This window comes from Nocardioides sp. JCM 18999, from assembly GCF_055391175.1.
Window position 1 is genome coordinate 783,709 of the sequence record NZ_AP043887.1, and the last position, 23,906, is coordinate 807,614.

The 23,906-nt window shown below is 70.1% G+C and carries 22 protein-coding genes and 1 pseudogene; 19 read left to right on the forward strand and 4 right to left on the reverse strand.

Annotation, left to right across the window (positions count from 1 at the left end; all coding sequences use genetic code 11):
• The first annotated feature begins 4 nt into the window (after positions 1 to 4).
• The 5 genes from ACZ5J1_RS03755 to ACZ5J1_RS03775 all read left to right on the forward strand — a co-directional run bounded on the left by ACZ5J1_RS03755 (position 5) and on the right by ACZ5J1_RS03775 (position 7,497).
• Positions 5 to 2,236: a [protein-PII] uridylyltransferase gene (locus ACZ5J1_RS03755; protein WP_464562643.1), complete on the forward strand. Its 2,232-nt coding sequence runs from the start codon at positions 5 to 7 to the stop codon at positions 2,234 to 2,236.
• A 43-nt stretch (positions 2,237 to 2,279) separates the two neighbouring features.
• Positions 2,280 to 3,833, forward strand: a complete 1,554-nt coding sequence (ffh, locus tag ACZ5J1_RS03760; RefSeq protein WP_464562644.1) for a signal recognition particle protein — start codon at positions 2,280 to 2,282, stop codon at positions 3,831 to 3,833.
• A gap of 1 nt (position 3,834) precedes the next feature.
• Positions 3,835 to 4,200 (forward strand): PIN domain-containing protein, encoded by a 366-nt coding sequence (locus ACZ5J1_RS03765; RefSeq protein ID WP_464562645.1) that lies wholly within the window; start codon positions 3,835 to 3,837, stop codon positions 4,198 to 4,200.
• A gap of 142 nt (positions 4,201 to 4,342) precedes the next feature.
• On the forward strand, positions 4,343 to 6,385 hold the full coding sequence (locus ACZ5J1_RS03770) for a glycoside hydrolase family 3 protein (protein WP_464562647.1): 2,043 nt from the start codon (positions 4,343 to 4,345) through the stop codon (positions 6,383 to 6,385).
• A 35-nt stretch (positions 6,386 to 6,420) separates the two neighbouring features.
• Complete coding sequence (locus tag ACZ5J1_RS03775) at positions 6,421 to 7,497, forward strand: amidohydrolase family protein (RefSeq protein WP_464562648.1); 1,077 nt, start codon at positions 6,421 to 6,423, stop codon at positions 7,495 to 7,497.
• Positions 7,498 to 7,501: 4 nt separating this feature from the next.
• Here the strand turns inward: ACZ5J1_RS03775 and ACZ5J1_RS03780 are convergent, their stop codons facing one another.
• On the reverse strand, positions 7,502 to 8,326 hold the full coding sequence (locus ACZ5J1_RS03780) for a VanW family protein (protein WP_464562650.1): 825 nt from the start codon (positions 8,324 to 8,326) through the stop codon (positions 7,502 to 7,504).
• Positions 8,327 to 8,506: 180 nt separating this feature from the next.
• Between ACZ5J1_RS03780 and rpsP the strand changes: the two genes are divergently transcribed.
• The 6 genes and pseudogenes from rpsP (at position 8,507) to ACZ5J1_RS03810 (ending at position 12,441) form a co-directional block, all read left to right on the forward strand.
• On the forward strand, positions 8,507 to 8,971 hold the full coding sequence (gene rpsP, locus ACZ5J1_RS03785; protein ID WP_464562652.1) for a 30S ribosomal protein S16: 465 nt from the start codon (positions 8,507 to 8,509) through the stop codon (positions 8,969 to 8,971).
• A complete protein-coding gene (locus ACZ5J1_RS03790; RefSeq protein ID WP_464562653.1) occupies positions 8,971 to 9,210 on the forward strand; it encodes an RNA-binding protein in 240 nt (79 codons plus the stop codon). The genes rpsP and ACZ5J1_RS03790 overlap by 1 nt, the downstream gene beginning before the upstream one ends.
• Positions 9,211 to 9,290: 80 nt before the next feature.
• Complete coding sequence (rimM, locus tag ACZ5J1_RS03795) at positions 9,291 to 9,869, forward strand: ribosome maturation factor RimM (RefSeq protein WP_464562655.1); 579 nt, start codon at positions 9,291 to 9,293, stop codon at positions 9,867 to 9,869.
• A gap of 5 nt (positions 9,870 to 9,874) precedes the next feature.
• Positions 9,875 to 10,549: pseudogene (gene trmD, locus ACZ5J1_RS03800) on the forward strand (tRNA (guanosine(37)-N1)-methyltransferase TrmD); the annotation flags it as partial.
• A 153-nt stretch (positions 10,550 to 10,702) separates the two neighbouring features.
• Positions 10,703 to 11,050: a GNAT family N-acetyltransferase gene (locus ACZ5J1_RS03805; protein WP_464564696.1), complete on the forward strand. Its 348-nt coding sequence runs from the start codon at positions 10,703 to 10,705 to the stop codon at positions 11,048 to 11,050.
• Between the two features lie 128 nt (positions 11,051 to 11,178).
• Positions 11,179 to 12,441: an ammonium transporter gene (locus ACZ5J1_RS03810; RefSeq protein WP_464562657.1), complete on the forward strand. Its 1,263-nt coding sequence runs from the start codon at positions 11,179 to 11,181 to the stop codon at positions 12,439 to 12,441.
• A gap of 138 nt (positions 12,442 to 12,579) precedes the next feature.
• Here ACZ5J1_RS03810 and ACZ5J1_RS03815 read toward each other — a convergent pair whose 3' ends face one another.
• Positions 12,580 to 13,785, reverse strand: coding sequence for a Fic family protein (locus ACZ5J1_RS03815; protein WP_464562659.1), 1,206 nt, complete (start codon positions 13,783 to 13,785; stop codon positions 12,580 to 12,582).
• A gap of 175 nt (positions 13,786 to 13,960) precedes the next feature.
• Here ACZ5J1_RS03815 and rplS point away from each other — a divergent pair, with 175 nt between their 5' ends.
• The 8 genes from rplS to ACZ5J1_RS03855 all read left to right on the forward strand — a co-directional run bounded on the left by rplS (position 13,961) and on the right by ACZ5J1_RS03855 (position 21,183).
• Positions 13,961 to 14,311 (forward strand): 50S ribosomal protein L19, encoded by a 351-nt coding sequence (gene rplS / locus ACZ5J1_RS03820; protein WP_464562661.1) that lies wholly within the window; start codon positions 13,961 to 13,963, stop codon positions 14,309 to 14,311.
• Positions 14,312 to 14,358: 47 nt separating this feature from the next.
• A complete protein-coding gene (gene lepB / locus ACZ5J1_RS03825; RefSeq protein WP_464562663.1) occupies positions 14,359 to 15,153 on the forward strand; it encodes a signal peptidase I in 795 nt (264 codons plus the stop codon).
• Positions 15,154 to 15,180: 27 nt separating this feature from the next.
• Positions 15,181 to 15,876, forward strand: a complete 696-nt coding sequence (locus tag ACZ5J1_RS03830; protein WP_464562665.1) for a ribonuclease HII — start codon at positions 15,181 to 15,183, stop codon at positions 15,874 to 15,876.
• Between the two features lie 10 nt (positions 15,877 to 15,886).
• A complete protein-coding gene (locus tag ACZ5J1_RS03835) occupies positions 15,887 to 16,189 on the forward strand; it encodes a DUF2469 domain-containing protein (RefSeq protein WP_464562667.1) in 303 nt (100 codons plus the stop codon).
• Positions 16,190 to 16,284: 95 nt separating this feature from the next.
• Positions 16,285 to 16,707: a TadE/TadG family type IV pilus assembly protein gene (locus ACZ5J1_RS03840; RefSeq protein ID WP_464562669.1), complete on the forward strand. Its 423-nt coding sequence runs from the start codon at positions 16,285 to 16,287 to the stop codon at positions 16,705 to 16,707.
• Entirely contained in the window at positions 16,704 to 18,692 is a 1,989-nt protein-coding gene (locus ACZ5J1_RS03845) for a pilus assembly protein TadG-related protein (RefSeq protein WP_464562670.1), read from the forward strand. The genes ACZ5J1_RS03840 and ACZ5J1_RS03845 overlap by 4 nt, the downstream gene beginning before the upstream one ends.
• 245 nt (positions 18,693 to 18,937) lie before the next feature.
• Positions 18,938 to 19,450, forward strand: a complete 513-nt coding sequence (locus tag ACZ5J1_RS03850) for a TadE/TadG family type IV pilus assembly protein (protein ID WP_464562672.1) — start codon at positions 18,938 to 18,940, stop codon at positions 19,448 to 19,450.
• Complete coding sequence (locus ACZ5J1_RS03855) at positions 19,447 to 21,183, forward strand: hypothetical protein (RefSeq protein ID WP_464562673.1); 1,737 nt, start codon at positions 19,447 to 19,449, stop codon at positions 21,181 to 21,183. Before ACZ5J1_RS03850 ends, ACZ5J1_RS03855 begins: the two co-directional genes overlap by 4 nt.
• Position 21,184: 1 nt before the next feature.
• Here the strand turns inward: ACZ5J1_RS03855 and ACZ5J1_RS03860 are convergent, their stop codons facing one another.
• Both ACZ5J1_RS03860 and ACZ5J1_RS03865 read right to left on the reverse strand, forming a co-directional pair.
• Complete coding sequence (locus ACZ5J1_RS03860; protein ID WP_464562675.1) at positions 21,185 to 23,068, reverse strand: pilus assembly protein TadG-related protein; 1,884 nt, start codon at positions 23,066 to 23,068, stop codon at positions 21,185 to 21,187.
• Positions 23,065 to 23,715, reverse strand: a complete 651-nt coding sequence (locus tag ACZ5J1_RS03865) for a TadE/TadG family type IV pilus assembly protein (RefSeq protein WP_464562677.1) — start codon at positions 23,713 to 23,715, stop codon at positions 23,065 to 23,067. Before ACZ5J1_RS03865 ends, ACZ5J1_RS03860 begins: the two co-directional genes overlap by 4 nt.
• Between the last annotated feature and the right edge of the window lie 191 nt (positions 23,716 to 23,906).

The following is a 23,906-nucleotide window of genomic DNA, read 5'->3' on the forward strand; positions in this document are numbered from 1 at the left end:
CGCGTTGACAGCATCGGAGCGCGCAGCGCGCACGGCTCAGGCCGACACGCTGTGCCAGGAGGCGTTCGCCTCCGCCTTCCCCTCGGATCCCGCTTCACACCACGGTGTCGCGCTCGTCGCGGTCGGCGGCTACGGCCGCGGCGAGCTCGCCCCGTTCTCCGACCTCGACGTCGTCCTCGTCAGCGATGACGGGGTCGACCTCGGGGAGGCGGCCGGGTCCCTCTGGTACCCGCTGTGGGACTCGGGGACCAAGCTGGACCACTCGGTCCGCAGCTTCTCCGAGATGGTCACCCAGGCCTCGGCCGACATCCGGGTCGCCCTCGGGCTGCTCGACGTCCGCCACGTCGCCGGCGACACCAACCTCACGCTGCGGCTGCGCACCGAGATGCTCGCCCTGTGGCGCAAGCACGCCCGGGAACGGCTGCCGGAGCTCAAGGAGCTCGTCGTCGCCCGGCACGAGCTGATGGGGGAGCTGGCCCACGCCAGCATCCCCGACCTCAAGGAGGCGGCCGGCGGGATCCGCGACGCCACCATCCTCAAGGCGATCGTCGCCACCTGGCTCGTCGACGTCCCGCACGCGGACCTCGAGCGACGCCGACAGGACCTGCTCGACCTGCGCGACCAGCTGCACGAGCTCGCCGGGCGCTCCGGCGATCGGATCACCCCGGAGATGTGGACCCCGCTGGCCGAGCGGCTCGAGCTCGCCGACGACCGGTCCGCCCAACGACACGTCCGCACCATCGGACGGCGCATCACCCACCTGTCCCGCCTGACCTGGCGGCGGGTCGACGCCGTGCTGTCCCGCCCTCGGGCGGCCGCTCCCCGGCGACCCGAGCTGATCACCCTCGAGCGCGGGGTGGCGCTCAGCGGCGGCGAGGTGGTGCTGGACCGTGGTGCCGATCCGGCGCGCGATCCGCTGCTCTTCCTGCGGGCCGCCACGGTCGCGGCGGAGCAGGACGTCATCCTGGCCCCGCCGACGGTCGCCCGGCTGGCCGAGCAGAGCCCGCCGATCCCGGTGCCGTGGCCCGCCGAGGCCCGCCAGCTGCTGGTCCGCCTCCTCGCCGCCGGCCGGGGGCTCCTGGCGGTGTGGGAGACCCTGGACGAGACCGGAGCCGTCGACCACCTGCTGCCGGAGTGGGAGAACATCCGGCTCCTCCCGCACGCCTCGGTGATCCACCGGTTCACCGTGGACCGGCACGTCATCGAGACCTGCGTGGAGGCCGGTGCCCTGATCCGTTCCGTCGCCCGCCCCGACGTGCTGATGGTCGCGGCCCTGCTGCACGACATCGGCAAGGGTGGGCTGGTCGAGCACAGCGTCGCCGGTGCACCGATCGCCCGGGAGATCGCGCAGCGGATGGGCTTCGAACCCGACTCCGTCGACCTAATCGAGACCCTGGTCCGGTGGCACCTGCTGCTGTCGGTCACCGCCACCACCCGTGACCCTGACGACCCGGCGACCGTGGAGACGATCACCAGCCGGATCACCGACCCGGAGGCGCTCGCCCTGCTGATCGCGCTCACCGAGGCCGACGGCCGTGCCACCAGCCCGAAGGCGTGGTCGTCGTGGCGCTCCTCGCTGATCCTCGACCTGGGCCGCCGGGCCGCCTCGTCCCTGGCCGGGGGAGGACCGCTTCCCGCCGTGCTCCCGGAGCCGCTGGCCGTCCCGAAGGCGGTCCGCAAGGGCGGCGTCAGCCTCGAGATCGACCCGACCCCCGACGGCGAGCGGATGACCGTGATCGCGGCCGACCGGGTCGGTCTCCTAGCCGACGTGGCCGCCACCCTGGCGTCGGGCCGGCTCAAGGTGCGTGCGGCGCGGGCCTGGGCCCAGCCGCCGTACGGCGTCTCGGTCTGGGACCTCGCCGAGGAAGGGGTCGACCCCCGCGTGCTGCGGACCCGGTACGAGGCGATCGTCGACGGGCGCCTCGACGTCGCCGGGCGGTTGAACCCACCTGCGGCGAACCCGCTGGCCCCCTCGGTCGTCGTCCGGCCAGAGGCGAGCAGCCAGTCCACGGTGCTCGAGGTCCGTGCCAGCGACCGCCCCGGGGTGGTCTACCTGGTCTGCGCCGCGCTCGCCGACCTGGACATGTCGGTGCGTTCGGCCCACATCGACACCCTCGGACCGCAGGCCGTCGACGTGTTCTACGTGCAGGAGGCGCACGCCGGCGCGCTCAGCGATCAGCGGGCCGCGGAGGCTGCCCATGCCGTCCGTGCGGCTCTTTCGGGAGTCACGGACTAACCTGGGACACCGTTCCACTGACAGCCCCGACGCTAGGACGACTGTGTTCGCGACTCTCTCCGATCGGCTTGCCGAGACCTTCAAGAACCTGCGAGGGAAGGGTCGGCTCTCCGAGGCCGACATCGATGCCACCGCGCGCGAGATCCGGATCGCGCTGCTCGAGGCCGATGTCGCGCTGCCGGTGGTCAAGGAGTTCGTCGCCGCGGTCAAGGAGCGGGCGCGCGGCGCCGAGGTCAGCCAGGCGCTGAACCCGGCCCAGCAGATCGTCAAGATCGTCAACGAGGAGCTCGTCACCATCCTCGGTGGCGAGACGCGCCGGATCCAGTACGCCAAGACCGGCCCGACCGTGATCATGCTCGCCGGTCTCCAGGGTGCCGGTAAGACCACGCTCGCCGCCAAGCTCGCGCTCTGGCTCAAGGAGCAGGGCAAGTCCCCGCTCCTGGTCGCGTGTGACCTGCAGCGCCCGAACGCGGTCAAGCAGCTCGAGGTCAACGGCGAGAAGGTCGGCGTCAAGGTCTTCGCCCCCGAGCCGGGCAACGGCGTCGGAAACCCGGTCGAGGTCGCCAAGGCCGGTGTCGCCGAGGCGGCCCGCACCCTGCACGACGTCGTCATCATCGACACCGCCGGTCGTCTCGGTATCGACGCCGAGCTGATGCAGCAGGCCTCCGACATCCGGGACGCGACCCAGCCCGACGAGGTCCTCTTCGTCGTCGACGCGATGATCGGTCAGGACGCGGTCACCACCGCGCAGGCCTTCCTCGACGGCGTCGGGTACGACGGCGTCGTCCTGACCAAGCTCGACGGTGACGCCCGCGGTGGTGCGGCGCTGTCGATCGTCAGCCTGACCGGCAAGCCGATCATGTTCGCCTCCGCGGGCGAGAAGATGACCGACTTCGACCTCTTCCACCCCGACCGGATGGCCGGCCGGATCCTCGACATGGGCGACATGCTCACCCTGATCGAGCAGGCGGAGAAGACCTTCGACGCCGAGGAGGCCGCCAAGGCCGCCGAGAAGATCGGTGCCGGCGAGTTCACCCTGGACGACTTCCTGGTCCAGATGCAGCAGCTGCGCAAGATGGGCTCGATGACCAAGCTGATGGGGATGCTCCCCGGCATGGGTCAGTTCAAGGACCAGCTGGCGAACTTCGACGAGCGTGAGATCGACCGGATCCAAGCCATCATCCAGTCGATGACCCCGGCCGAGCGGGCCAACCCGAAGATCCTCGACGGCTCCCGCCGCTCCCGGATCGCCCGCGGTTCGGGTCGCGCCGTCAGCGACATCAACCAGCTCGTCGAGCGCTTCACCGAGGCCGCCCGGATGATGAAGCAGCTCGCCTCCGGCGGCGGCATGCCCGGGATGCCCGGCGCCCCGGGTGCCGGCTTCGGCAAGCGGGCCGGCGCCAAGCAGGCCCCGCAGCAGAAGAAGGGCAAGGGTGCCCGCAAGTCGGGCAACCCGGCCAAGGCGGCCCAGACGGCCAAGGAAGCCCCGGCTCCCGCGAACCCGTTCGGCACCCAGAAGCAGCCCTCGGAGCAGGACTACGCCGACGCCCTCGCCAACCTCAACCTCCCGAGCGACTTCTCCAAGTTCCTGAAGTGACGTGCCGTCGGTCCTGATCGTCGACGCCGCCAACGTGGTCGGCGCCACCCCCAACGGGTGGTGGAACGACCGCGCCGGGGCGGCGGCGAAGCTCTACGACGCGATCTGCGCCGCCGACCTGAGCGAGGACACCGTCGTGCTCGTCCTCGAGGGCGGCGCGAAGGCCGGCGTACCCGCCACCCGGTCTCCGGGGATGCGGGTCGTGCACGCTCCCAAGGACGGCGACTCGATGATCGTCACCCAGGCGAAGGCCGCCCACGACCGCGGCGACCGGGTCGTGGTGGTCACCTCCGACCGGGCACTCGCCGCGAACGTCTCCGCCTTCGGTGACGTCCGTCCCTCCACGTGGTTGGTCGCCCGACTCTGACCCCACCCCGGGGAGACCGCACCAGGTCGTGCCCGGGTCTCTGGTTACCGATGTGTGATCTGGGTAACAGAAGAGGGTGCGCGACCGTCGCGCGCCGGCACCCTCTGAGCCGGGGTGTCGGGCTATCTCGGAGGAGGCTCGCATGCTGTCTGACCAGCATCTACGTCGGCCCACCAAGGCCAAACTCATCCTCGTCAGTGCCACCTCGTCGGTGCTCGCCCTGACCGTCCTCGCCGCACCGACCGCCGACGCGAGCGGGCGCGGTGGCGATTCCGGCCGTTCCGCCCGAACCCATCCCGCGCACCGGCAACCCACGTACCTCAACGCCAAGGCGTCGACGAAAGAGCGGGTCCGCGACCTGCTCTCACGGATGACCCTGGCCGAGAAGATCGGCCAGATGGCCCAGGCCGAACGCATCGACGTCGACGCTGACACGTCACTGATCACCGACAACCTCCTGGGCAGTGTGCTTTCCGGCGGCGGATCCACGCCGACGCCGAACACGCCCGAGGCCTGGGCCGACATGGTCGACCGCTACCAGCAGGCCGCGCTCGAGACCCGGCTCGGCATCCCGCTGATCTACGGCGTCGACTCGGTCCACGGCCACGGCAACCTGCTGGGCGCCACCGTCTTCCCGCACAACATCGGTCTCGGTGCCACGCGCGATCCGAAGCTGGTCGAGAAGATCGGCCACGTGACGGCGATCGAGACGCGAGCCTCAGGCGTCCCGTGGGTCTTCGCCCCCTGCGTCTGCGTCGCGCGTGACGACCGATGGGGTCGCACCTACGAGTCCTTCGGTGAGACCCCGAAGCTCGTCAAGCAGATGGAGACCGCGATCGCCGGCCTCCAGGGCGTGCCGGGCCAGCTCGACCGGCGCGACCGCGTGCTCGCCACCGCCAAGCACTTCGCCGGCGACGGGCTGACCACCTACGACGAGACCGCAGCCGGCACGGGTGCCTATCCCATCGATCAGGGGATCACCCACGTGACCCGCGCCGAGTTCGAGAAGCTCGCGCTCTCGGTCTACGAGCCGGCGATCAAGAAGTACGACGTCGGCTCGGTGATGCCCTCGTTCTCCAGCGTGGACTGGCCCGACGACGATGCCGGCCCGGTCAAGATGCACGCCAACGGCGACCTGATCAACGGGTGGCTGAAGGGCCAGCAGCACTTCAAAGGGTTCGTGATCAGCGACTGGCGGGCGATCCGGCAGCTGCCCGGTGACTACACCAACCAGGTGAAGCTCTCCGTGCTCGCTGGTGTCGACATGTTCATGGAGCCGATCCAGGCACCGAACAACCCCAACGGCTGGGACCTGTTCATCCCGACGCTCACGCAGCTGGTGGAGGACGGGTCGGTGCCGATCAGCCGGATCAACGACGCGGTCAAGCGGATCCTCACCGCGAAGTTCGAGCTGGGACTCTTCGAGCACCCGTTCGCCGACCGCACCCTGGCCTCGACGATCGGCAACGCGGCACACCGTGCGCTGGCTCGCACGGCGGTGGCCGAGTCGCAGGTCCTGCTCAAGAACAGTGGCCGCACGCTCCCGCTCCGCCGCGGGGCGGGCAAGTCGGTCTACGTCGCCGGGAGCAACGCCGACAGCATCGGCAACCAGGCCGCCGGTTGGACACTGACCTGGCAGGGCGGCTCGACCAACGTCATCCCGGGCACGACCATCCTCGACGGCATCCAGCGGTACGCCCCGGGCGCCACGTTCAGTGCCGACGCCTCGGCGCCGGTCCCGGCCAACGCCAACGGTGTCGTGGTGGTCGGCGAGACGCCGTACGCCGAGGGGTTCGGTGACGTCGGTGGTCCGCAGTGGGCCTACGACCCCGCGGACGGTGGCGTCCCGCGTCAGGCTCAGACGATGGAGCTCTCGCCCGCCGATCGGAGCGCCATCCAGACGGTCTGCTCGCAGGCAGCGACCTGCACCGTGCTCGTCGTCTCCGGTCGGCCGATCATCATCCCGCCGGAGCTGCTCGGCCAGATCGACGCGCTCGTCGCGTCGTGGCTGCCCGGGAGCGAGGGCACCGGTGTCGCCGACGTCCTGTTCGGCGCGAAGCGGTTCACCGGGAAGCTGCCGGTCACGTGGCCGCGCAGCGTGGACCAGGAGCCGATCAACGTCGGCGACGCTGAGTACGACCCCTTGTTCACGTACGGCTGGGGGCTGACCACCCAGCGGCGCTGAGCCGAGGGGGCGGGCCTGGCCAGTAACCTGCGGCCATGCCCGCCCTCCGGTTCCACGGCCCGGTCCTGCCCAGCGGCGACGTCCGTGACCTGTACGTCGTCGGCGACCTGATCACCTACGAGCCGCAGCCGGGGGCCAGCACCGTCGCCAGCGGCTGGATCGTCCCCGGACTGGTCGACGCGCACTGCCACGTCGGGCTCGGTCCCGGTGGCGAGATCAGCGCCGACGAGACCGAGGCGCAGGCCATCGCGGACCGTGACGCGGGTGCCCTCCTCCTCCGCGATGCCGGTGCGGCGACCGACACCCGCTGGGTCCAGGAGCGCGAGGACCTGCCACGCCTGATCCGGGCCGCCCGGCACGTCGGACGCACCGGTCGCTACATGCGCGGCTACGCCGACGAGGTCGAGCCCGTCGACCTCGTCGACGCGGTCGCCCGGCAGGCCGCACGCGGCGACGGCTGGGTGAAGCTGGTGGGGGACTGGATCGACCGCGCGGCCGGAGACCTCAAGCCCAGCTTCAGCGCCGAGGAGTTCGCGGCCGGGATCGCCGCGGCCCACGCGGCGGGCGCCCAGGTGACGGCGCACTGCTTCGGCACCGAGGTCCTGGCCGGTCTGATCGAGGCCGGCATCGACTGCATCGAGCACGGCACCGGACTCACTCCCGACCTGGCCGGGTCGATGGCCGCCCGCGGCACCGCGCTGGTCCCGACCGTCGCCCAGCTCGAGATCTTCCCCGACCTCGCCGCGGCCGCGGGAGCCAAGTTCCCCGCCTACGGCGCCACGATGGAGGACCTCTACGCCCGCCGTCGCGAGACCTTGATGACTGCGTGGGAGGCCGGCGTCGTGATGTACGCCGGCTCCGACGGCGCCGGCGCCCAGCAGCACGGCACCCTGCCGAAGGAGATCGCCGCGATGAGCGGGCTCGGTCTGCCGAACGACTACGTCCTCGGTGCCGCCAGCTGGCGCGCTCGGGAGTGGCTCGGCTTCACCCCCGACCTCGCCGAGGGCAGCGAGGCCGACTTCGTGGTCTACGACCGCGACCCGCTGCTCGACCTGTCCGTGACCGCCGAGCGACCGGCCGCGATCGTGCTCCGCGGACGCCTCGTCGCCTGAACGATCAGCCGAGCAGCTCCGCCGGCACCGGGTACGCCACCCGGGCGCTGTTGCGGCGGATCAGCTCCTCCACCGTCCCGGTGGCGTCCGTCCGGACCCGCCACAGCTCGTTGCGCCGTACGACGTCGTCGCCGTCGGCCACGAACGACTCGTCCCGCGCCTCGACACGCCATCCGGGCGCCGGGACGGTGGTCGAGAGCGTGCCGTGCAGGTGGGTGTCGTCCAACCAGGTCCGCAGCACGACGGGGTCGGGAGTGTCGTTGCGGATCACCAGGTCGACGTAGTTGTAGACGATCGTGCAGCCCACACCCCACGGCACGACCCGGTCCTGGTCGGGGAAGAGGTCGAGACTGTGCTCGCTGCGCTCGACCACCGTCAGCGATGAGTGCAGCACCAGCCAGTGGATCAGGTTGGCCAGCTGGCACAACCCGCCGCCGACCCCGGCGACGGGGGAACCGGCGCTGATCCGCATCCCGTCGACGAATCCACGCCGCCGGGTCGCGTTGCCGACCACCCGGTTGAACGAGAACGTCTCGCCCGGTCCGATCACCAGGCCGTCGGTCAGCGAGGCCGCCAGCCGCAGGTTGGTCACCTTCCCCAGCTGCAGGGGCAGGTCGGCCGGAGCCAGCACCCGCACCAGGGGCGAGGCGTGCGCCGCCACCTCGTGCTCCCAGGGGTCAGGACGGCGTTCCGCCGCCCACACCACCCGCCCCGATCTGGCCTCGCGCCACCACCTGAACGACCGGCGGGTGCGATGAACGGCGATGGCGGCGGGCAGCAACGCGGGGTACCGTCGAGAGAGCGGCTGAGCCGCACCCGATCCGCTCATGCCCGGAGTCTGGCACCGATTTCAGACCCGGGCCCGGCTCTGGCAAGATTCTCTGCTGAGTCCTGTGCGTTCGGCCCCTCTCACCGAGCGCGACACGGCCCATCCGAGGGGCAAGGCACCGGTGTTCCCCACCAGCGTGCTGCGGCCCTCACCTACTGAAACGTAAAGGACACCACAGACGTGGCTACCAAGATTCGCCTGAAGCGCCTCGGCAAGATCCGTGTGCCCCAGTACCGCATCGTCGTCGTTGACTCCCGCGCCAAGCGCGATGGCAAGGTCATCGAGGAGATCGGCAAGTACCACCCCAAGGAGGACCCGTCCTTCATCGAGATCAAGGGTGACCGCGCCGCGTACTGGCTCGGTGTCGGCGCGCAGCCGACCGAGGCCGTCGAGGTCCTGCTCAAGATCACCGGCGACTGGCAGAAGCACAAGGGTCTCCCGGGCACCGAGGGCACCCTGCGTGTCGCGGCCCCCAAGGCTGACAAGCTGGAGCTCTTCAACAAGGCCCTGGCCGAGGCTCACGCCGAGCCGACCCTGGCCGCGGTGACCGCCAAGAGCAAGAAGAAGGAAGCCCCCGTCGAGGAGGCTCCCGCTGCCGAGGCGCCGGCCGACGAGGCTCCGGCCGAGGCTGAGGCCGACGCCTGATGCTGGCTGAGGCGCTCGAGCACCTCGTGCGAGGTGTGGTCGACCACCCCGACGACGTCACCGTGCGTGACAAGCAGCTTCGTCGTGGCTCGATCCTCGAGGTCCGGGTCCACCCGGACGACCTCGGCAAGGTCATCGGTCGCAGCGGACGCACCGCGAGCGCGTTCCGCACCGTGATCAACGCCCTGGCCGGCAAGAACGGCGCCCGCATCGACTTCGTCGACGTGGACAAGCGCTGAGCTGCCAGATCGAGCGCAAGCACTGAACGACCCGCCCCGTGATTGGGGCGGGTCGTTCTGCATTTGCGAGGATGGCGCCCGTGAGCGAGCAGCAGACGATCGAGGTCCTCATCGGCAGGATCGGCAAGCCGCACGGCGTGCGGGGCCACGTCACGATCGACGTGCGCACCGACGAGCCCGAGCGCCGCTTCGTCCAGGGCGGCGTGCTCAAGGCCGTCCCGCCGAAGGGCTCCGCCTTCCCGTACCGCCAGCTCACCATCGACGCCACCCGCTGGCACCAGGGCGTCCTGCACCTCCTCCTCGCCGAGATCGCCGACCGCAACGAGGCCGAGGCCGCCCGTGGGGTGCTGCTCTACGCCGACATCCCGGCCGACGCCAGCCCCGAGGACCCGGACGAGTACTACGACCACCAGCTGGTCGGGCTCGAGGCCTGGGACACCGACGGCAACCTGCGCGGTGAGGTGACCGGGCTGGTGCACGGTGGCGCCCAGGACCTGCTCCAGATCCGCACCCCGGACAAGCGGACCGCGCTGGTCCCGTTCGTGAAGGCGCTCGTGCCCACCGTGGACCTGGCCGCCGGCCGGGTCGTGGTGGCCGACAAGCCGGGCCTGATCACCCCGTTGCCCGACGACAACGCCGACACCCCCGACGGGGCCTGACGCCGATGCGGCTCGACTACCTGACGATCTTCCCGGCCTACCTCGACCCGCTCCAGCTCAGCCTGCCGGGCAAGGCGATCACCAAGGGCCTGCTCGAGCTGCACGTGCACGACCTGCGGCAGTGGGCCCACGACAAGCACAGCAGCGTCGACGACACCCCCTACGGCGGTGGCGCCGGCATGGTGATGAAGCCCGAGCCGTTCGGTGAGGCCTTCGAGGCCCTTCAGGTCGACGAGCGCAGCACGATCATCTTCACCACCCCGAGCGGGGAACCGATGAGCCAGGCGCTCGCCGCCGAGCTCGCCACGAAGGAGCGGCTGGTCTTCGCCTGCGGGCGGTACGAGGGCATCGACCAGCGCGTCCTCGACCACGCCCGCAACATCGCCGAGGTCCGCGAGGTCAGCCTCGGCGACTACGTGCTCAACGGGGGAGAGGTCGCCGCGTTGGCGATCACCGAGGCCGTCGTCCGCCTCCTGCCCGGGTTCATGGGCAACGCCGAGTCCCTGGTCGAGGAGAGCCACGCCGGTGACGGCCTGCTCGAGTACCCCGTCTACACCAAGCCGGCCTCCTGGCGCGGCCACGAGGTCCCGAGCATCCTGCTCTCGGGCGACCACGGTCGGATCGCCGCCTGGCGCCACCAGCAGCAGCTGGAACGCACCGCCGTCCGTCGCCCCGACCTGGTCCACGCCTCCCGGGCCGAGACCGCGTGGGAGATCGTCCCCGCCGTCCCGGCCGACGCCGCCGAGATTCTCGTCCTGCAGCGGGCCTGCTGGGCGGAGGAGGCGATCATCAACGACGACCTCACCATCCCGCCGCTGCACGAGGACCTGGCCGTGGTCGCCGAGGGCATCGCCTCCTGGCAGACGTACGTCGTCCGCTCGGCGGGCCGCCTGGTCGGCTCCGTCCGCGGGCGGGTCGACCCCGGGTCCGCAGAGGAAGGCGTCTGGGAGATCGGGCGGCTGATGGTCGCCCCCGACCTGCAGGGCCGCGGCCTCGGCCGTCAGCTGCTGGAGCACATCGAGGCCGTCGTCCCCGCCTCGGTGACGTCGTACCGGCTGCTGACGGGTGTGCGCAGCGAGCGCAACCAACGGCTCTACCGCAAGGCCGGGTTCCGGCTCGGGGAACGCCTCGAGGGCACCAGCGCCGTGGTGATGACCAAGCGGCGACGTACCAAACGGTAAAGAAGCAGGGGCTTCTGTTACCTCGACGAAACGTGGGGGGAGTCCGACCGTGACGAACGGTCGGAAAGGTGCAGGCCAATGCGGTGGCTCGGCACCGTGGTCACTCCCACGAACCAATCGAGGTAGGTATGGACGTCAATCTCTCCTGGCAGCTGATCTGTGCGGCCCTGGTCCTGTTCATGACGCCGGGCTTGGCGTTCTTCTACGGCGGCCTGGTCAAGGCCAAGTCGGTCGTCTCGATGATGATGCTGAGCTTCGGCTCGATCGCGGTCGTCACCCTGCTCTACGTCCTCGTCGGCGGCACCGGCATCGTCGGCAACGGCACCAGCGGCGGCAGCAAGCTCTTCGGCAACCCGTTCGAGGACTTCGCCATGAACGACCTCGTCAAGACCGCGGGTGGCGGCACCGAGGACGTCGCGAACCTCTTCGGCAGCCACGCCTTCCTGGTCGCGTTCTGCATCATCACCGTCGCGCTGGTCTCCGGCGCCGTCGCCGACCGCGCCCGGTTCTGGCCGTGGATGCTCTTCGCCACGCTCTTCACGCTCTTCGTCGTCTTCCCGACCTTCCGCTGGATCTGGGGCATCGACGCCGCCGGCAACTTCTACGGCTGGATGGCCAACGACGTCTGGGGTCTGGGACGCGGCGCGCTCGACTGGGCCGGCGGCACCGTGATCCACCAGTCCGCCGGTGCCGCGGCGCTGGCGCTCGCGCTGGTCCTCGGCAAGCGCAAGGTCGGCTTCTCCAAGGAGGAGGCCGTCCCGCACAACGTCCCGCTCGTCCTGATCGGCGCCGCGATCCTGTGGTTCGGCTGGTACGGCTTCAACACCGGCGTCTTCGGCGTCGACCTGGGCCAGACCTCGCTGATCTTCTTCAACACCCTGATCGCCCCGGCCGCCGCGCTGATCGGCTGGATCGTCGTCGAGCAGTTCCGCACCGGCAAGCCCACCGCGGTCGGCGCCGCCTCCGGCATCGTGACCGGTCTGGTCGCGATCACCCCGGCCTGTGCCTTCGTCACCCCGCTCTGGGCGCTCGTGCTCGGCCTGGTCTCCGGTGCGATCTGCGCCTTCACCGTCGACCTGAAGTTCAAGTTCGGCTACGACGACTCGCTCGACGTCGTCGGCATCCACCTCGTCGCCGGTTTCATCGGCTGTGTCTGGGTCGGCTTCTTCGGCGCCCAGGCCCTCACCGGTGCGGAGAGCGTCTTCTTCGGTGGCGACTTCACGCTGCTCGCGGCTCAGGTCCTCTCCTCGCTGACCGTGATCGCGTTCTCCTTCACCGTGACGTTCATCTTCGGCACCCTGATCGAGAAGACGATCGGCTTCCGTGCCAAGGAGGTCGACGAGATCGCCGGCATCGACGTCCAGCACGAGTCGGGGTACGAGCTGGTCTGAGTACACCGCTTCATCGTCGAAGGCCCGTCCCGGTTCGCCGGGGCGGGCCTTCGTCCGTCGTCCGTCGCCGAGATGGCCCGTCTGGTCCGCCGAGATGGCCCGTCTGGTCCCTCGAGATGGCCGGTCTGGGACGCCGAGTCAGGCCCGGGACTGCAGCCGGACGCTGTCGGCCTGGATCGTCACCCGCAGCCGGTCGACCAGGTCGAGCACCTCGGGCGCCACCCAGACCGGCGCCTTCCGGGACCGGGGCGCGCGGGTGAGGATGCCCCAGTCGGTCAGCTGCTCCAGCGTGGACCGCGCCTCGTCGGGACTGTTCCGCAGCGCCAGCGTCACCACGTCGACGTTGAGAATCGGCTCCTCGGTGGCCAGGTCCAACAGCCGGTACGGCGTCGTACCCGGTCGGGCCGGGGTTCGCTCGTGCCACGTCGTGCCGAGCGCGACCAGGTCGTCGGCCGCCCGGCGTCCGTTGGTGGTGGCGATGCTCGTCGCCGAGGAGAGCAGCGCCACGATGGTGTGGGCCCGACCGCGGCGGTAGTCCTCGAGCGCGGCGAAGTACCGCTCCCGGTGGGCGACCAGGGCCGAGGCGATCGGGACGACCAGGTGCCGGGTCGCCCGGCGCCGCCGCAGGACGGCGTGGATCAGCGCCCGCCCGATCCGGCCGTTGCCGTCGATGAACGGGTGGATGGACTCGAACTGGGCGTGCGCGATCGCGGCCTGGGCCAGGATCGGCAGGTCGTCCCGGTTGGCGAACCGAAGCAGGTCGTCGAGGTAGGCCGGCACGGTCTCCGGCGGTGGCGGCACGTGCAGCGCGCCGGTGGGGGAGTAGTCGCTGCCGCCGATCCAGTTCTGGGTGGTCCGCAGTCGTCCGGCGCGCTCGAACTCGTCAGGGTTGCGGGCGAAGAGCTCGCGGTGGGCGCCGAGGATCGCCTCGAGCCGGATCAGGCGGGAGGTGTCGGCGTCGGTGATCATCCGGCTCATCGCCCGGGTGGCCGAGGCCATCGAGACCGCCGAGGCGTTGGCGCCGACGCCGAGCAGCGCGCGCCCGTAGTCGTGCAGGCTCGCCTCGACGTTCTCGATCTTCGAGGAGTCGACGGCCTCGGTGCGCAGCTGCAGCGGGTTCAGGCCGGCCAGGGTGCGCCCGTGGACCAGGTCGAGCGTGCGCAGGTCGCCGAGCGTCGCCGACGTCATCGCGGCGAGGGGGCGTTCCAGCTCCAGGGTGAGGTCGGCGATCATCGGGGGGAGGGAGACGGCGATCTCGTGGACCGCGCGGTCGGCCTTCGTGCCGCGGACGGTCCATTGGCGCCAGGGCCGGACCTCGGTGGTGTGTGCCGGCCAGTCGGACACATCGGTCTCGGTCCCCAGAGGCTCGATTTCGGTCGCAGTCGGCGACTGTGGCAGACTCTTCCGCTGGTGCTGTCGGCTTCTGCTACCGGGGAATCGTCCGATCGGCACCGCTGAATTCAATCACGTTCCATCAACTGATCCGCGTGTGACCGGTACGCATTCGCGAGGAGACAACATGAGCAACCTGCTTGCCGAGATCGGCAACGCTTCCAAGCGTGACGACGTTCCCGCTTTCCGTGCCGGTGACACCGTCAAGGTGCACGTCAAGGTCATCGAAGGCAGCCGTTCGCGTGTCCAGGTCTTCCAGGGCGTCGTGATCCGCGTCCACGGTTCCGGCATCGGCCGCACCTTCACCGTCCGCAAGGTCTCCTTCGGCGTCGGCGTGGAGCGTACGTTCCCGCTGAACTCCCCGATCTTCGAGCAGATCGAGGTCGTCACCCGTGGTGACGTCCGTCGCGCGAAGCTCTACTACCTGCGCAACCTCAAGGGCAAGAAGGCCAAGATCAAGGAGCGCCGCGAGTTCTGATCCGCGCAGATCGGAGCCGGCCGACCGGCCTGCTCTAAGATCGCCCGGTGACTTCCGAAGGCCGCGATCCTGTTTCACTCGAGACGGGATCGCGGCCTTCGTCGTCTCCGTCCTCCGGGTCGGGACGCCGACGGCTGAGCGCCTGGCAGGAGACCGGGATCCTGATCGCGATCGCCCTGCTGCTGGCGATCGGGGTCAAGGCCTTCGTGGCTGAGGCGTTCCTCATCCCGAGCGAGTCGATGGAGCCCGGGCTCCAGGTCCACGACCGGATCCTGGTCGAGAAGCCGTCGTACTGGTTCGGCGGCACCCCGGAGCGCGGCGATGTCGTGGTCTTCAAGGACCCCGGTGGCTGGCTCCCGCTCGACGAGGCGGGCCTGCCGGCGAACCCGATCACCCAGCTGATGACCAAGATCGGCCTGTACCCCTCGGGTGGGCACCTGGTGAAGCGGGTCATCGGTGTCCCCGGCGACGTGGTCGAGTGCTGCGACGCCCAGGGCCGCATGATCGTCAACGGCATCGCGTTGGAGGAGTCGGAGTACGCCCGACCCAACCCGCACGGCTGCGCGAGGGGCGCCGAGGGCGTCTGCTACGGCCCGATGCCGGGCATCGGGCACTGGAAGGCGGGACCGGTCCCCGCAGGGATGCTCTTCGTGATGGGCGACAACCGCGCGCACTCGAGCGACTCCTCGGTCCACCTGTGCACCGAGGCGGAGACCGAGTGCTCCGACAGCCCCTGGGTGCCGATCGACCTGGTCGCCGGGCGCACGATGGCCGTGATCTGGCCCCTCGGCCGTGCCACGATTGTTCATCGGCCGGAGTCCTTCGACGCCGTGAACAAGTGATGCTGCCGACTGCATGACGAGAGATCGATGAGTACGACGCCCACGCTGCGCTTCGAACGCACCCTGCTGCGCTCCGGGATCGGACGCCTCGCCGCCGCGGACGAGGTCGGCCGTGGAGCCCTGTGCGGGCCGGTCACGATCGGGATGGTCGTGATCACCGAGCAGACCCGCAGTGCCCCGGCGGGGGTCAAGGACTCGAAGCTGCTCAGCCCGGACGCCCGCGAGCGGCTGGCACCGAAGGTGATGCGCTGGGCCGACGCCTGGGCCGTCGGTCACGCGACCCCCGCCGAGATCGACGAGATCGGGATGACCGCGGCGCTCCGCCTGGCCGGGAACCGGGCACTCGCCGGGCTCGGGGTCGACGTCGACCAGGTCCTGCTGGACGGTCACCACGACTACCTCTCCGCCCCCGAGCAGGACGGGTTGTTCGGCGACCCGGCCGGCCTGGTCGCCGTACCCCCGGTGGTGACGCGGATTAAGGCGGACCTGACCTGCGCCGCCGTCGCGGCGGCGAGCATCCTGGCCAAGACGGCCCGGGACACCATCATGAGCGGCCTGCACGAGGACTTCCCGGAGTACCGCTGGGCCGAGAACAAGGGCTACTCGGCGCCGGCCCACGTCGAGGCCCTGAGCCGGCACGGCGCCACGATCCACCACCGTCGGAGTTGGTCCCTTCCGGGGCTCTCGGACGGACTAGAGTCCGTGAGTGTGATGGACGCATGAGGAGCCAGGCGTGAGCGCGGAAGATCTCGAGAAGTACGAGACCGAGATGGAGCTGACGCTCTACCGCGAGTACCGCGACGTGGTCGGGATCTTCAAGTACGTCGTCGAGACCGATCGCCGGTTCTACCTGTGCAACGCCGTCGACGTGAAGGCCCGCACCGAGGGCGAGGTCTTCTTCGAGGTCTCGATGAGCGACTGCTGGGTGTGGGACATGTACCGCCCGGCCCGGTTCGCCAAGAACGTGAAGGTGCTGACGTTCAAGGACGTCAACGTCGAGGAGCTCCAGCCGGCGGAGATCGACCCGCCCAAGTAGGTCCACGTTAGGACCGGTCCCGGTTTGCGTCATTCAGCGCCGTGGGACCACGCCGTCCCTTTACTCTGGCGATCGCTGATCCGGGGAGGGATGACATGGGCGGTACTCGAACGCGCGCCGAACGCGGCGCTGCGGCGGTGGAGTTCGCCATCGTCCTGATCCCGCTGCTCGTCCTGGTCGCCGGCATCCTCAGCTACGGCTTCCTGCTCAGCTTCCGCCAGTCCGTCAGCCAGGCCGCCTCGGAGGCCTCCCGCGCGATCGCCGTCGCGCCGGCCACGGCCGACCGGCAGGCGCTCGCCTTCAGCGCGATCAAGACCGTGCTCGGCACGACCTGCAACACCGGCATGCTCACCTGCAGCGTCACCACGCCGGCCACCTGCACGACCTGCCTGGCGGTGCGGGTGTCGTGGGACTACGCCCACGACACCTCGAAGCCGAAGTTCGCGATCGGGTTCATGCTCCCCGACACCCTCGCGTACACCTCGACCACTGAGGTGAACCAGGCCGGCAGCTCGTGATCGGGTCCCGGCGCGGCCGCGGTGAGCAGGGCCGCGAACGTGGCGCCGTCGCCGTCCTGACGGCCGCCCTGATCGTGATCCTGGTCGTCTTCGCCGCTTTCGCCGTCGACATCGGTCAGCAGCGTGTCGCCCGCGCCGACCTGCAGGCCTTCTCCGACTCCGTCGCCCTCGACGCGGCCCGCCTCCTCGACGGTCGTACGGCGGCCCAGATCCGTGCCGGCGACGCGACGCACGAGCGGCTCGACACCGTCGTCGCCGCGAGCCGAGCGCGCAACCGCGACGTGCTCGGGCAGATCACCGACGTCCGGGCGCTCCTGGTGCGGACCACGCTCGGCGCCAACGGCGAGACCGTGCCGCGCCGGGCTGCGGACGGGTCCGTCCTCGAGGTCGCGTCCGGTGAGGTGCCGGATGCGGTCCTGGTCAGCTCCAGCGGTGCGGTCGGGTTCGCCTTCGCCCCGGTGATCGGGATCCACGACGGCGGCGCGAACCGGACGGCGCTGGCCTCCCGCCAGCCCGAGGTCGCCTGCCTCAAGATCGGCTCCTACGTCGCCGGGGTGGAGAGCTCCGACTCCCTCCTCCTCGGCCCGCTGCTCAACACCCTGCTCGGCTCGAACCTCGGGTTGACCGCTGCCGGCTACCAGGGCATCGCCGACGTCGACCTGAGCCTGCTCGACCTGATCAACGAGCTTCCGTCGCTGGTCGGCCTCGGGCTCAGCGTCGGGGACCTGACCCAGCTGCTCACCACCAACGTCAGCGTCTCCACCCTCGTCCAGGCGTCGATCAACGCGCTGCCGTCCTCGACCCCCGACTCTGTGCGGGTCAACCTGGGGGTGATGCAGCAGGCGATCGCCAAGGCCGAGGTGCAGCTGGGCCTGCTGAACCAGGTCAAGCTCGGCACCCTGCTCGGGCTCGACGTGGGCAACGGTGCGGCGCTGGCGGCCGACGTCAACCTGCTCGACCTGCTGACCACCTCGGTCCAGATCGCCAACACCCAGAGCGCGGTCTCGGTCCCGCTCACCCTCGACGCGGCGGCCCTGTCGGCCCTCGGCCTGCCGGCGAACCTGGTCGGGCTGGTGGTCAAGGCGAACCTGCAGGTGATCAAGAAGCCCGGCCGTGGGTGCGGACCTGTCGGCACCCAGGTGCAGACCGACGCCACCAGCCTCGACCTCGGGCTCGCGGTCGGGACCGGCATGCTCGGCACGGTGCTCAACGGCGTGCTGAGCGGACTCGGCAGCAGCCTGTCGATCACCGACACGAACACCGCGAACCCGGCGAACCCCGCGGGCACGATGGCGCTCGGTGCCGCCGTCCACGTGGGCGCCGCCCAGACCACCGCGACGATCACCGACATCGCCTGCTCGGCCGGGGGGAGTGCGGCGACGCCGGAGGGGATCAGCGCGACGGTCGCCTCCACGGTGGCCAGCCTGAGCGCGACCATCGACCCGATCCGGCTCCAGCTGGGCCTGCTCAACAAGCCGGCCTGGTGGCCGACCTGGCTGCCGTGGCTCGCGGAGGCCAACGTCGACCTCACCCTGACCCTGCCCCCGGTCTCGACCACGCCCCCGCCCACCTCGGCACCGCAGACGTTCGCCCATCCGCCGATGGACTGGGACGAACCGCTGAAGTACAACCTCGGCACCGGCAGCTCCGGCACCCTGATCTCGGGTGTCTCGATCGGCCAGGTGAAGGTCAGCGGCTCGATCAAGGTGACGGTGCTCGGCATCCCGACCACGATCAACATCAACAACGGCACCCACGGCTCGATCTTCGACGCCACCGTCGGCGGGATGGTCGAGTCCGTCCTCGACCTGGTCAACAACGTCCTGATCGGACCGCTGGTCAGCACCCTGGTGAACCCGCTGCTCTCCGGCCTCAACGCCCTCCTCACCGGGCCGCTGGGCCAGGTCCTCGGACTCACCCTGGCCGGCTCCGACGTCTACGCCGTGCCCCACCCCACCTGCGGGGGACCGCGCCTGATCGGCTGACCTCCGTCTCGCCGAGATGGCCCGTCTGGTCCGCCGAGGTGGCCGGTCTGGTCCGTCGAGATGGCCCGTCTGGGGTGCCGAGATGGCCGGTCTGGACGACAGGTCGAAAGTCCTAGCCCTTTCGGGCCATATCTCATCGGTCGTCGTGTCGTTGCTCACTGCGAGCGCCCTATCCTGACCGCGATGGGCGTGGGGACCATCGGACCGACGACGTCGTCGGCCCCATCAGTGGAGGGCGGTGCGCGGTGCGCGAGCTGGACGTGGTGCGAGTCGCACGCCGCCGTACGACGGCCGCCCAGCGCTCCCGTGGGGCGGCTGCCGTCGAGCTGGCCCTGGTGCTGCCGCTGCTGTGCTTCCTGCTCTTCGGCATCATCAGCTACGGCTACATGCTGAGCTTCCGCCAGGCGATCAGCCAGGCTGCCGCCGAAGCGGCTCGCGCCGCGGCCGTGGCTCCCTCGTCGACCACCGCCACCGAGCGCACCAGCCGCGCCCAGGCGGCGGTGACCCAGGGGTTGGGCAGCTACGGCGTCTCCTGCGTCAGCGGGGTGCTGAAGAAGAACGGCACCACCGTCGGCACCTGCACCGTCTCGGCGCCGACGACCTGTACGGCGTCGGTCTCCTCGGGCTCGCAGTGCGTGAAGGTGAGCGTCGACTACCTCTACAAGGACAACAGCCTGCTGCCCACGTTCCCGGGCCTCGGGATCGTCCTGCCGAGCAACCTGACGTACAACACCGAGGCCGAGGTGACGACGTCGTGACCGCCACCAGGCGGCGCCAGCGCGACGAGCGCGGCGCCGTCCTGCCGATCATGGCGATGCTGATCGCGACGGTGATCGTCATCGCCGCGTTCGGCGTCGACATCGGGATGCAGCGCGTCGCACGACGGGACATGCAAACGGTCTCCGACACCGTCGCCCTGGACATGGCTCGACTCATCGACGGGCGCACCCGAGCCCAGATCGAGGCGGGCACCGGCGCGACACCGGCCAAGAAGACCCTCGCCGACACCCTCTCCGCCTCGGTCGCCCGCAACACCGGAGCGGCGGTCGGCGGGACCCCCACGGTCAAGGCCTACCTGGTCAAGGCGACCAACACGGGGACCTACCCGGCCGATGCCTCGGGGACGCCGACCCAGGTGCTGACCGGCGAGGTGCCCAACGCGGTCGTCGTGACGGCGGAGACCTCGGTCGGATTCGTCTTCGGCGGAGTCACCGGGGTGAAGCGCGCCGGCGCGCAGCGCTCGGCCCTGGCCTGGGCGGCGAAGCCCACGCTGTGCTTCTCCGTCGGCACCCGGGGCCTGGCCCTCGACACGTCACAGAGCGCCCTCAGCCCGCTGCTCGACTACCTGCTCCGGGTGAAGCTGGGGGCGATCGGCTACACCGGACTGGTCAACGCCAAGAGCATCCAGGTGCCGCTCGCCCAGCTCACCGCCCAGCTCGGGGTCGGCACCGTGGACCAGCTGGCGACGACGAGCGTCACGATCTCCCAGCTGGCACTGGCCTCGGTCAACGCGATCAAGGCGGAGAACCCCACGGCCGACGTCTCGGCGCTCAACTCGCTCCTCAGCCTGCCGGTGAGCGTTCCCGCGGTGACCCTGGGGAGCATCCTCAACCTCACCACGGGTGGACCGACGGCGGGACTGATCGGCGACATCAACGCCCTCGACCTGCTCACCGCCGCCATCGTCGCCGCCAACAAGAACGCAGCGATCGACGCCAGCCTGATCGTGCCGAGCGTGGCCGGAGTCGGCCTGACGATCACGCAACCGCCGAAGATCGGCTGCGGCTCACCCGATGCCGTGCCGCAGCCCTCCGCCGAGTCCGCTCAGATCTCGCTGTCCGTGACGTCCAGCCTCGGCGCCACCGCAGCGCTCGGCGTGGCCGACGGGTCGATCGCCCTCAAGCTTCTCGTGGGTTCGGGCAAGGCCACCCTGACCGGCCTGTCCTGCACGCCGGAGTCGGCCACGTTCACGGCCGAGACAGGAACAGTGACGGTCCCCTCGGACCAGAGCCTGGTGAAGATCAACGTGACGCTGGCCAAGTTCCTCAGCGTGATCCCCGGGCTCGGTCTGGTGCTGAAGCTCGCCCTCCAGGCCCTCGGCCTCGATCCGATCGGGTTGAACGTCAAGGTCGGTGCCTCACTGATCAGCAGCAGCAAGACGGGCGTCGTGCTCACCTATCCGCCCGCCCCGGCACTGCCGCCGACCTACACGATCACCGGGTCCAACGGGAACGTGGTGACCCTCAACGCCGCCGACGTCGAGCTCGACACCTCCGCCGGCGGCATCATCGGGCTCCTCGGAGGGCTGCTCAACCCGACTCTGTCCGCGCTGACCGGCAGTGTCGTCACGCCGCTGTTGAACACCGTGGTGAGCCCGCTGCTCTCCAGCATCGTCAACCCGCTGCTCGGTGCCCTGGGCATCTCCCTGGGCAACACCGACGTCAACGTCCAGGGCCGCCCGGAGTGCCAAGCGGTCCAGCTGATCGGCTGAGCTACTTCACCAGCCGCACCGGGCTCCCGGCGATCGTGGCCGTCCAGGTGGTGAAGTCGTTCACCCCCAGGGTCGAGGAGAAGCCCACCTGGGCCCTGTACCAGCAGTTGGTCAGCACCGTCGGGTCCCCGCAGTTGTAGTCGGTCGGGATCGGCACGAGGATCCGCCCCTGGGTCCCGTTGTTCGCCTTCGAGGTGATCGTGACCGCACAGCCGGTGACCTCGAGCGCATCGATCGGGGCGGAGCTTCCGGGGTCGCTCGACGCCGCGTTGCCGGCGTACTTGGAGTAGATGCAGCCCGCCATGTCGAGGACGGTCACGTTCGAGCCCAACGGCGGCAGGATCGTGATCGTGCACAGGTTCGTCGCCGAGCCGCACCGGTCGCCGGCATCGCCGACGTCGAAGAAGTCGAACGAGATGTACTGGCCGGCCGTCGAGGGCAACGCGCGGATCAGGGGGAAGGTCGCGGGGGAGTCGCCCCACTGGCCCATCGCCATCGACTCGAACGCCGAGACCGACACGGCGGTGTTGTTCGCCACCACCGCGCGCAGCGCGAAGTTGTTCTGCCCGCCGGTGTCCATCTCGTCCCCGGCGAGGGTGTTGACCCCGCACCCCGTGGTTCCACAGTTGTAGATCCACGGGGTGCGGGAGCCGTTGGCGACGCCGCCGGCGGTGAGGAGGGAGCGGTTGGTTCGTACCTGGAGCCAGTAGTCGCCGGCCTCGCGGGGGGTGAAGCTGCAGAACGCGTACCACTGGTGGAACAGGGCGCTGAGCTGCATGTCGTACGCCGCGTTGGTCCGGGTCAGCTGTTGCAGCGTCGGCGCGGTCGTCGTACCGCGGAACTGCTGGGCGCACAGCACGGCACCGCCGAGCGGGTCGTTGTTGGCGTTCGCGCCGCGCAGCACCCACGTGGTGTTGATCGGGTCGAGTCCGGAGTCGGGGGAGGTGTCGCCCGAGCAGTACTTCTGGGCGGCGGCATCGGTGATCGTGCCGGCGGTGCCTTCGGCGCTCTTCCACTCGGCGTAGCGGTCGACCCAGTGGTCGACCGCGTTGGTGGTCACGTTGAGGTTCATGTTGTCGGCGCCGGAGAACGTGCCGGCGTCGTTCTTCAGCGTCGTCCGGGTGGTGGTGGTCCCCCCGGTCGCGGTCGGCAGGTCGGAGCAGACGTTCCCGGTCTTGATGAACGCCGGGTCGTAGATCTGCAGGGTCACCGGACTGTTCACCATCGCCGGCTCGATGTGGACCATGTAGAGGTAGCCGGTCGAGCGGTACTCCGGGTTCGTGCCGACCCGCGCGTTGCACCCGGACTCCCACGCGGCGTCGCAGTTGTTCGACATGAACCGGTCGCCACGCTGCTTGGCGTTGCCGGGCCCGACGATGCCGCCCCAGAACTTCTTGTCGGTCTGGCAGACCGCAGCCGGGTTGGCCACCGAGGTGCGGGGCCCGAGCGCGGTGGTGCCGGGCGGCTCGTTGCCGAAGGTGTTGCACGGACTCCCGATCGGGGCGGGCGCGGTGTAGTCGGCGACCGCGGAGCGACTGATCGTGGTCGTCCCGACCCCGAAGATCGCTCCGAACGCGTTCTTGGTCGGCACCGACACGGTCACCTGGAGCTGGCTGACGTGCAGCGGCACCCGGCTCACCGACACCACGGACCCGGCGCCGTGGGTGTAGCCGTTGTCCGCGGCCACCCCGCGGGCGATCGTGGTGGCCTTGTCGAGGTCGGGCATCACGCGGACGCCGGCCAGCGCCGCGGCGTCGGCGGCCTTCTGGACCTGCTCGATCTCCATGTGCCACCGAGCGATGTCGACCCCGATCGCACACGTCGGCATCAGCACCGTCGCGCTCAGCACCGCGACCAGGATCGCGGCGTAGCCCCGCTGCCTCACCCCAGGCTCGCCATGCACACGATGGGTTCGAGTGGTTCGAAGACGAAGACGGAGTGGTCGGACAGGTCGAGTCCGTGGGAGAAGAACCCGGTCAGGAAGTCGTGGTGGGCGTCCAGGTAGACCCCGACGGCGTCCAGGGTGCCGGTGTCGCTGTTGTTGGCGCAGGCATTGATGTCGTCGGCGTACCAGGACCCGCTGGCGAAGGCGAAGGCGTTGCTCGCCGCGTTCCACTTGTAGACGACGCAGTCGAGGGTGCACGACCCCCAGCGGTTCGAGGCGCTGCTGCCACGGATGTACCCGTCGCTGGTCGCCTTGTAGATGTAGATCTTCTTGATCTCGTCCTTGTTGAGCGCCGCACCCGCCCGTGCGATCGCCATCGCGGTGACGTCGGCGAGCTGGGGCGCCTGCCCGTAGGAACAGGTCGGCGCGATGCAGTACGGTGACGGGTTGGTGGACTGGCCGCGATAGTCGGCCAGGGCGGCCGACGCCGTACGTCCGCCCTGACGGACCAAGGACGTCACCGCGAGGTGGTCCTTCATCAGCAGCGCCATCTCGATGATGCCGAAGACGAGCAGGAGCAGCACCGGTGTGACCAGCGCGGCCTCCACCGCCACGGCACCGCGTGACCGTGAGCTGCGACGCTTCATTGGTTGCTCCTCCCGAGTCACAACCCCCTCGGCCGACCCTAGGGAGGACTAGTCCTCGCACCAAGAGGCCTGGGGTTTCCCTGGCTGCTCGCGCCCGGAAATGGGCCACCAGCACTACCCGGGGCGGGACTACGTCCCGGTTGTCCACCGTCTCCGATGAGTCAGTGGTCCCGGGACGGTCCCGTCTGCAC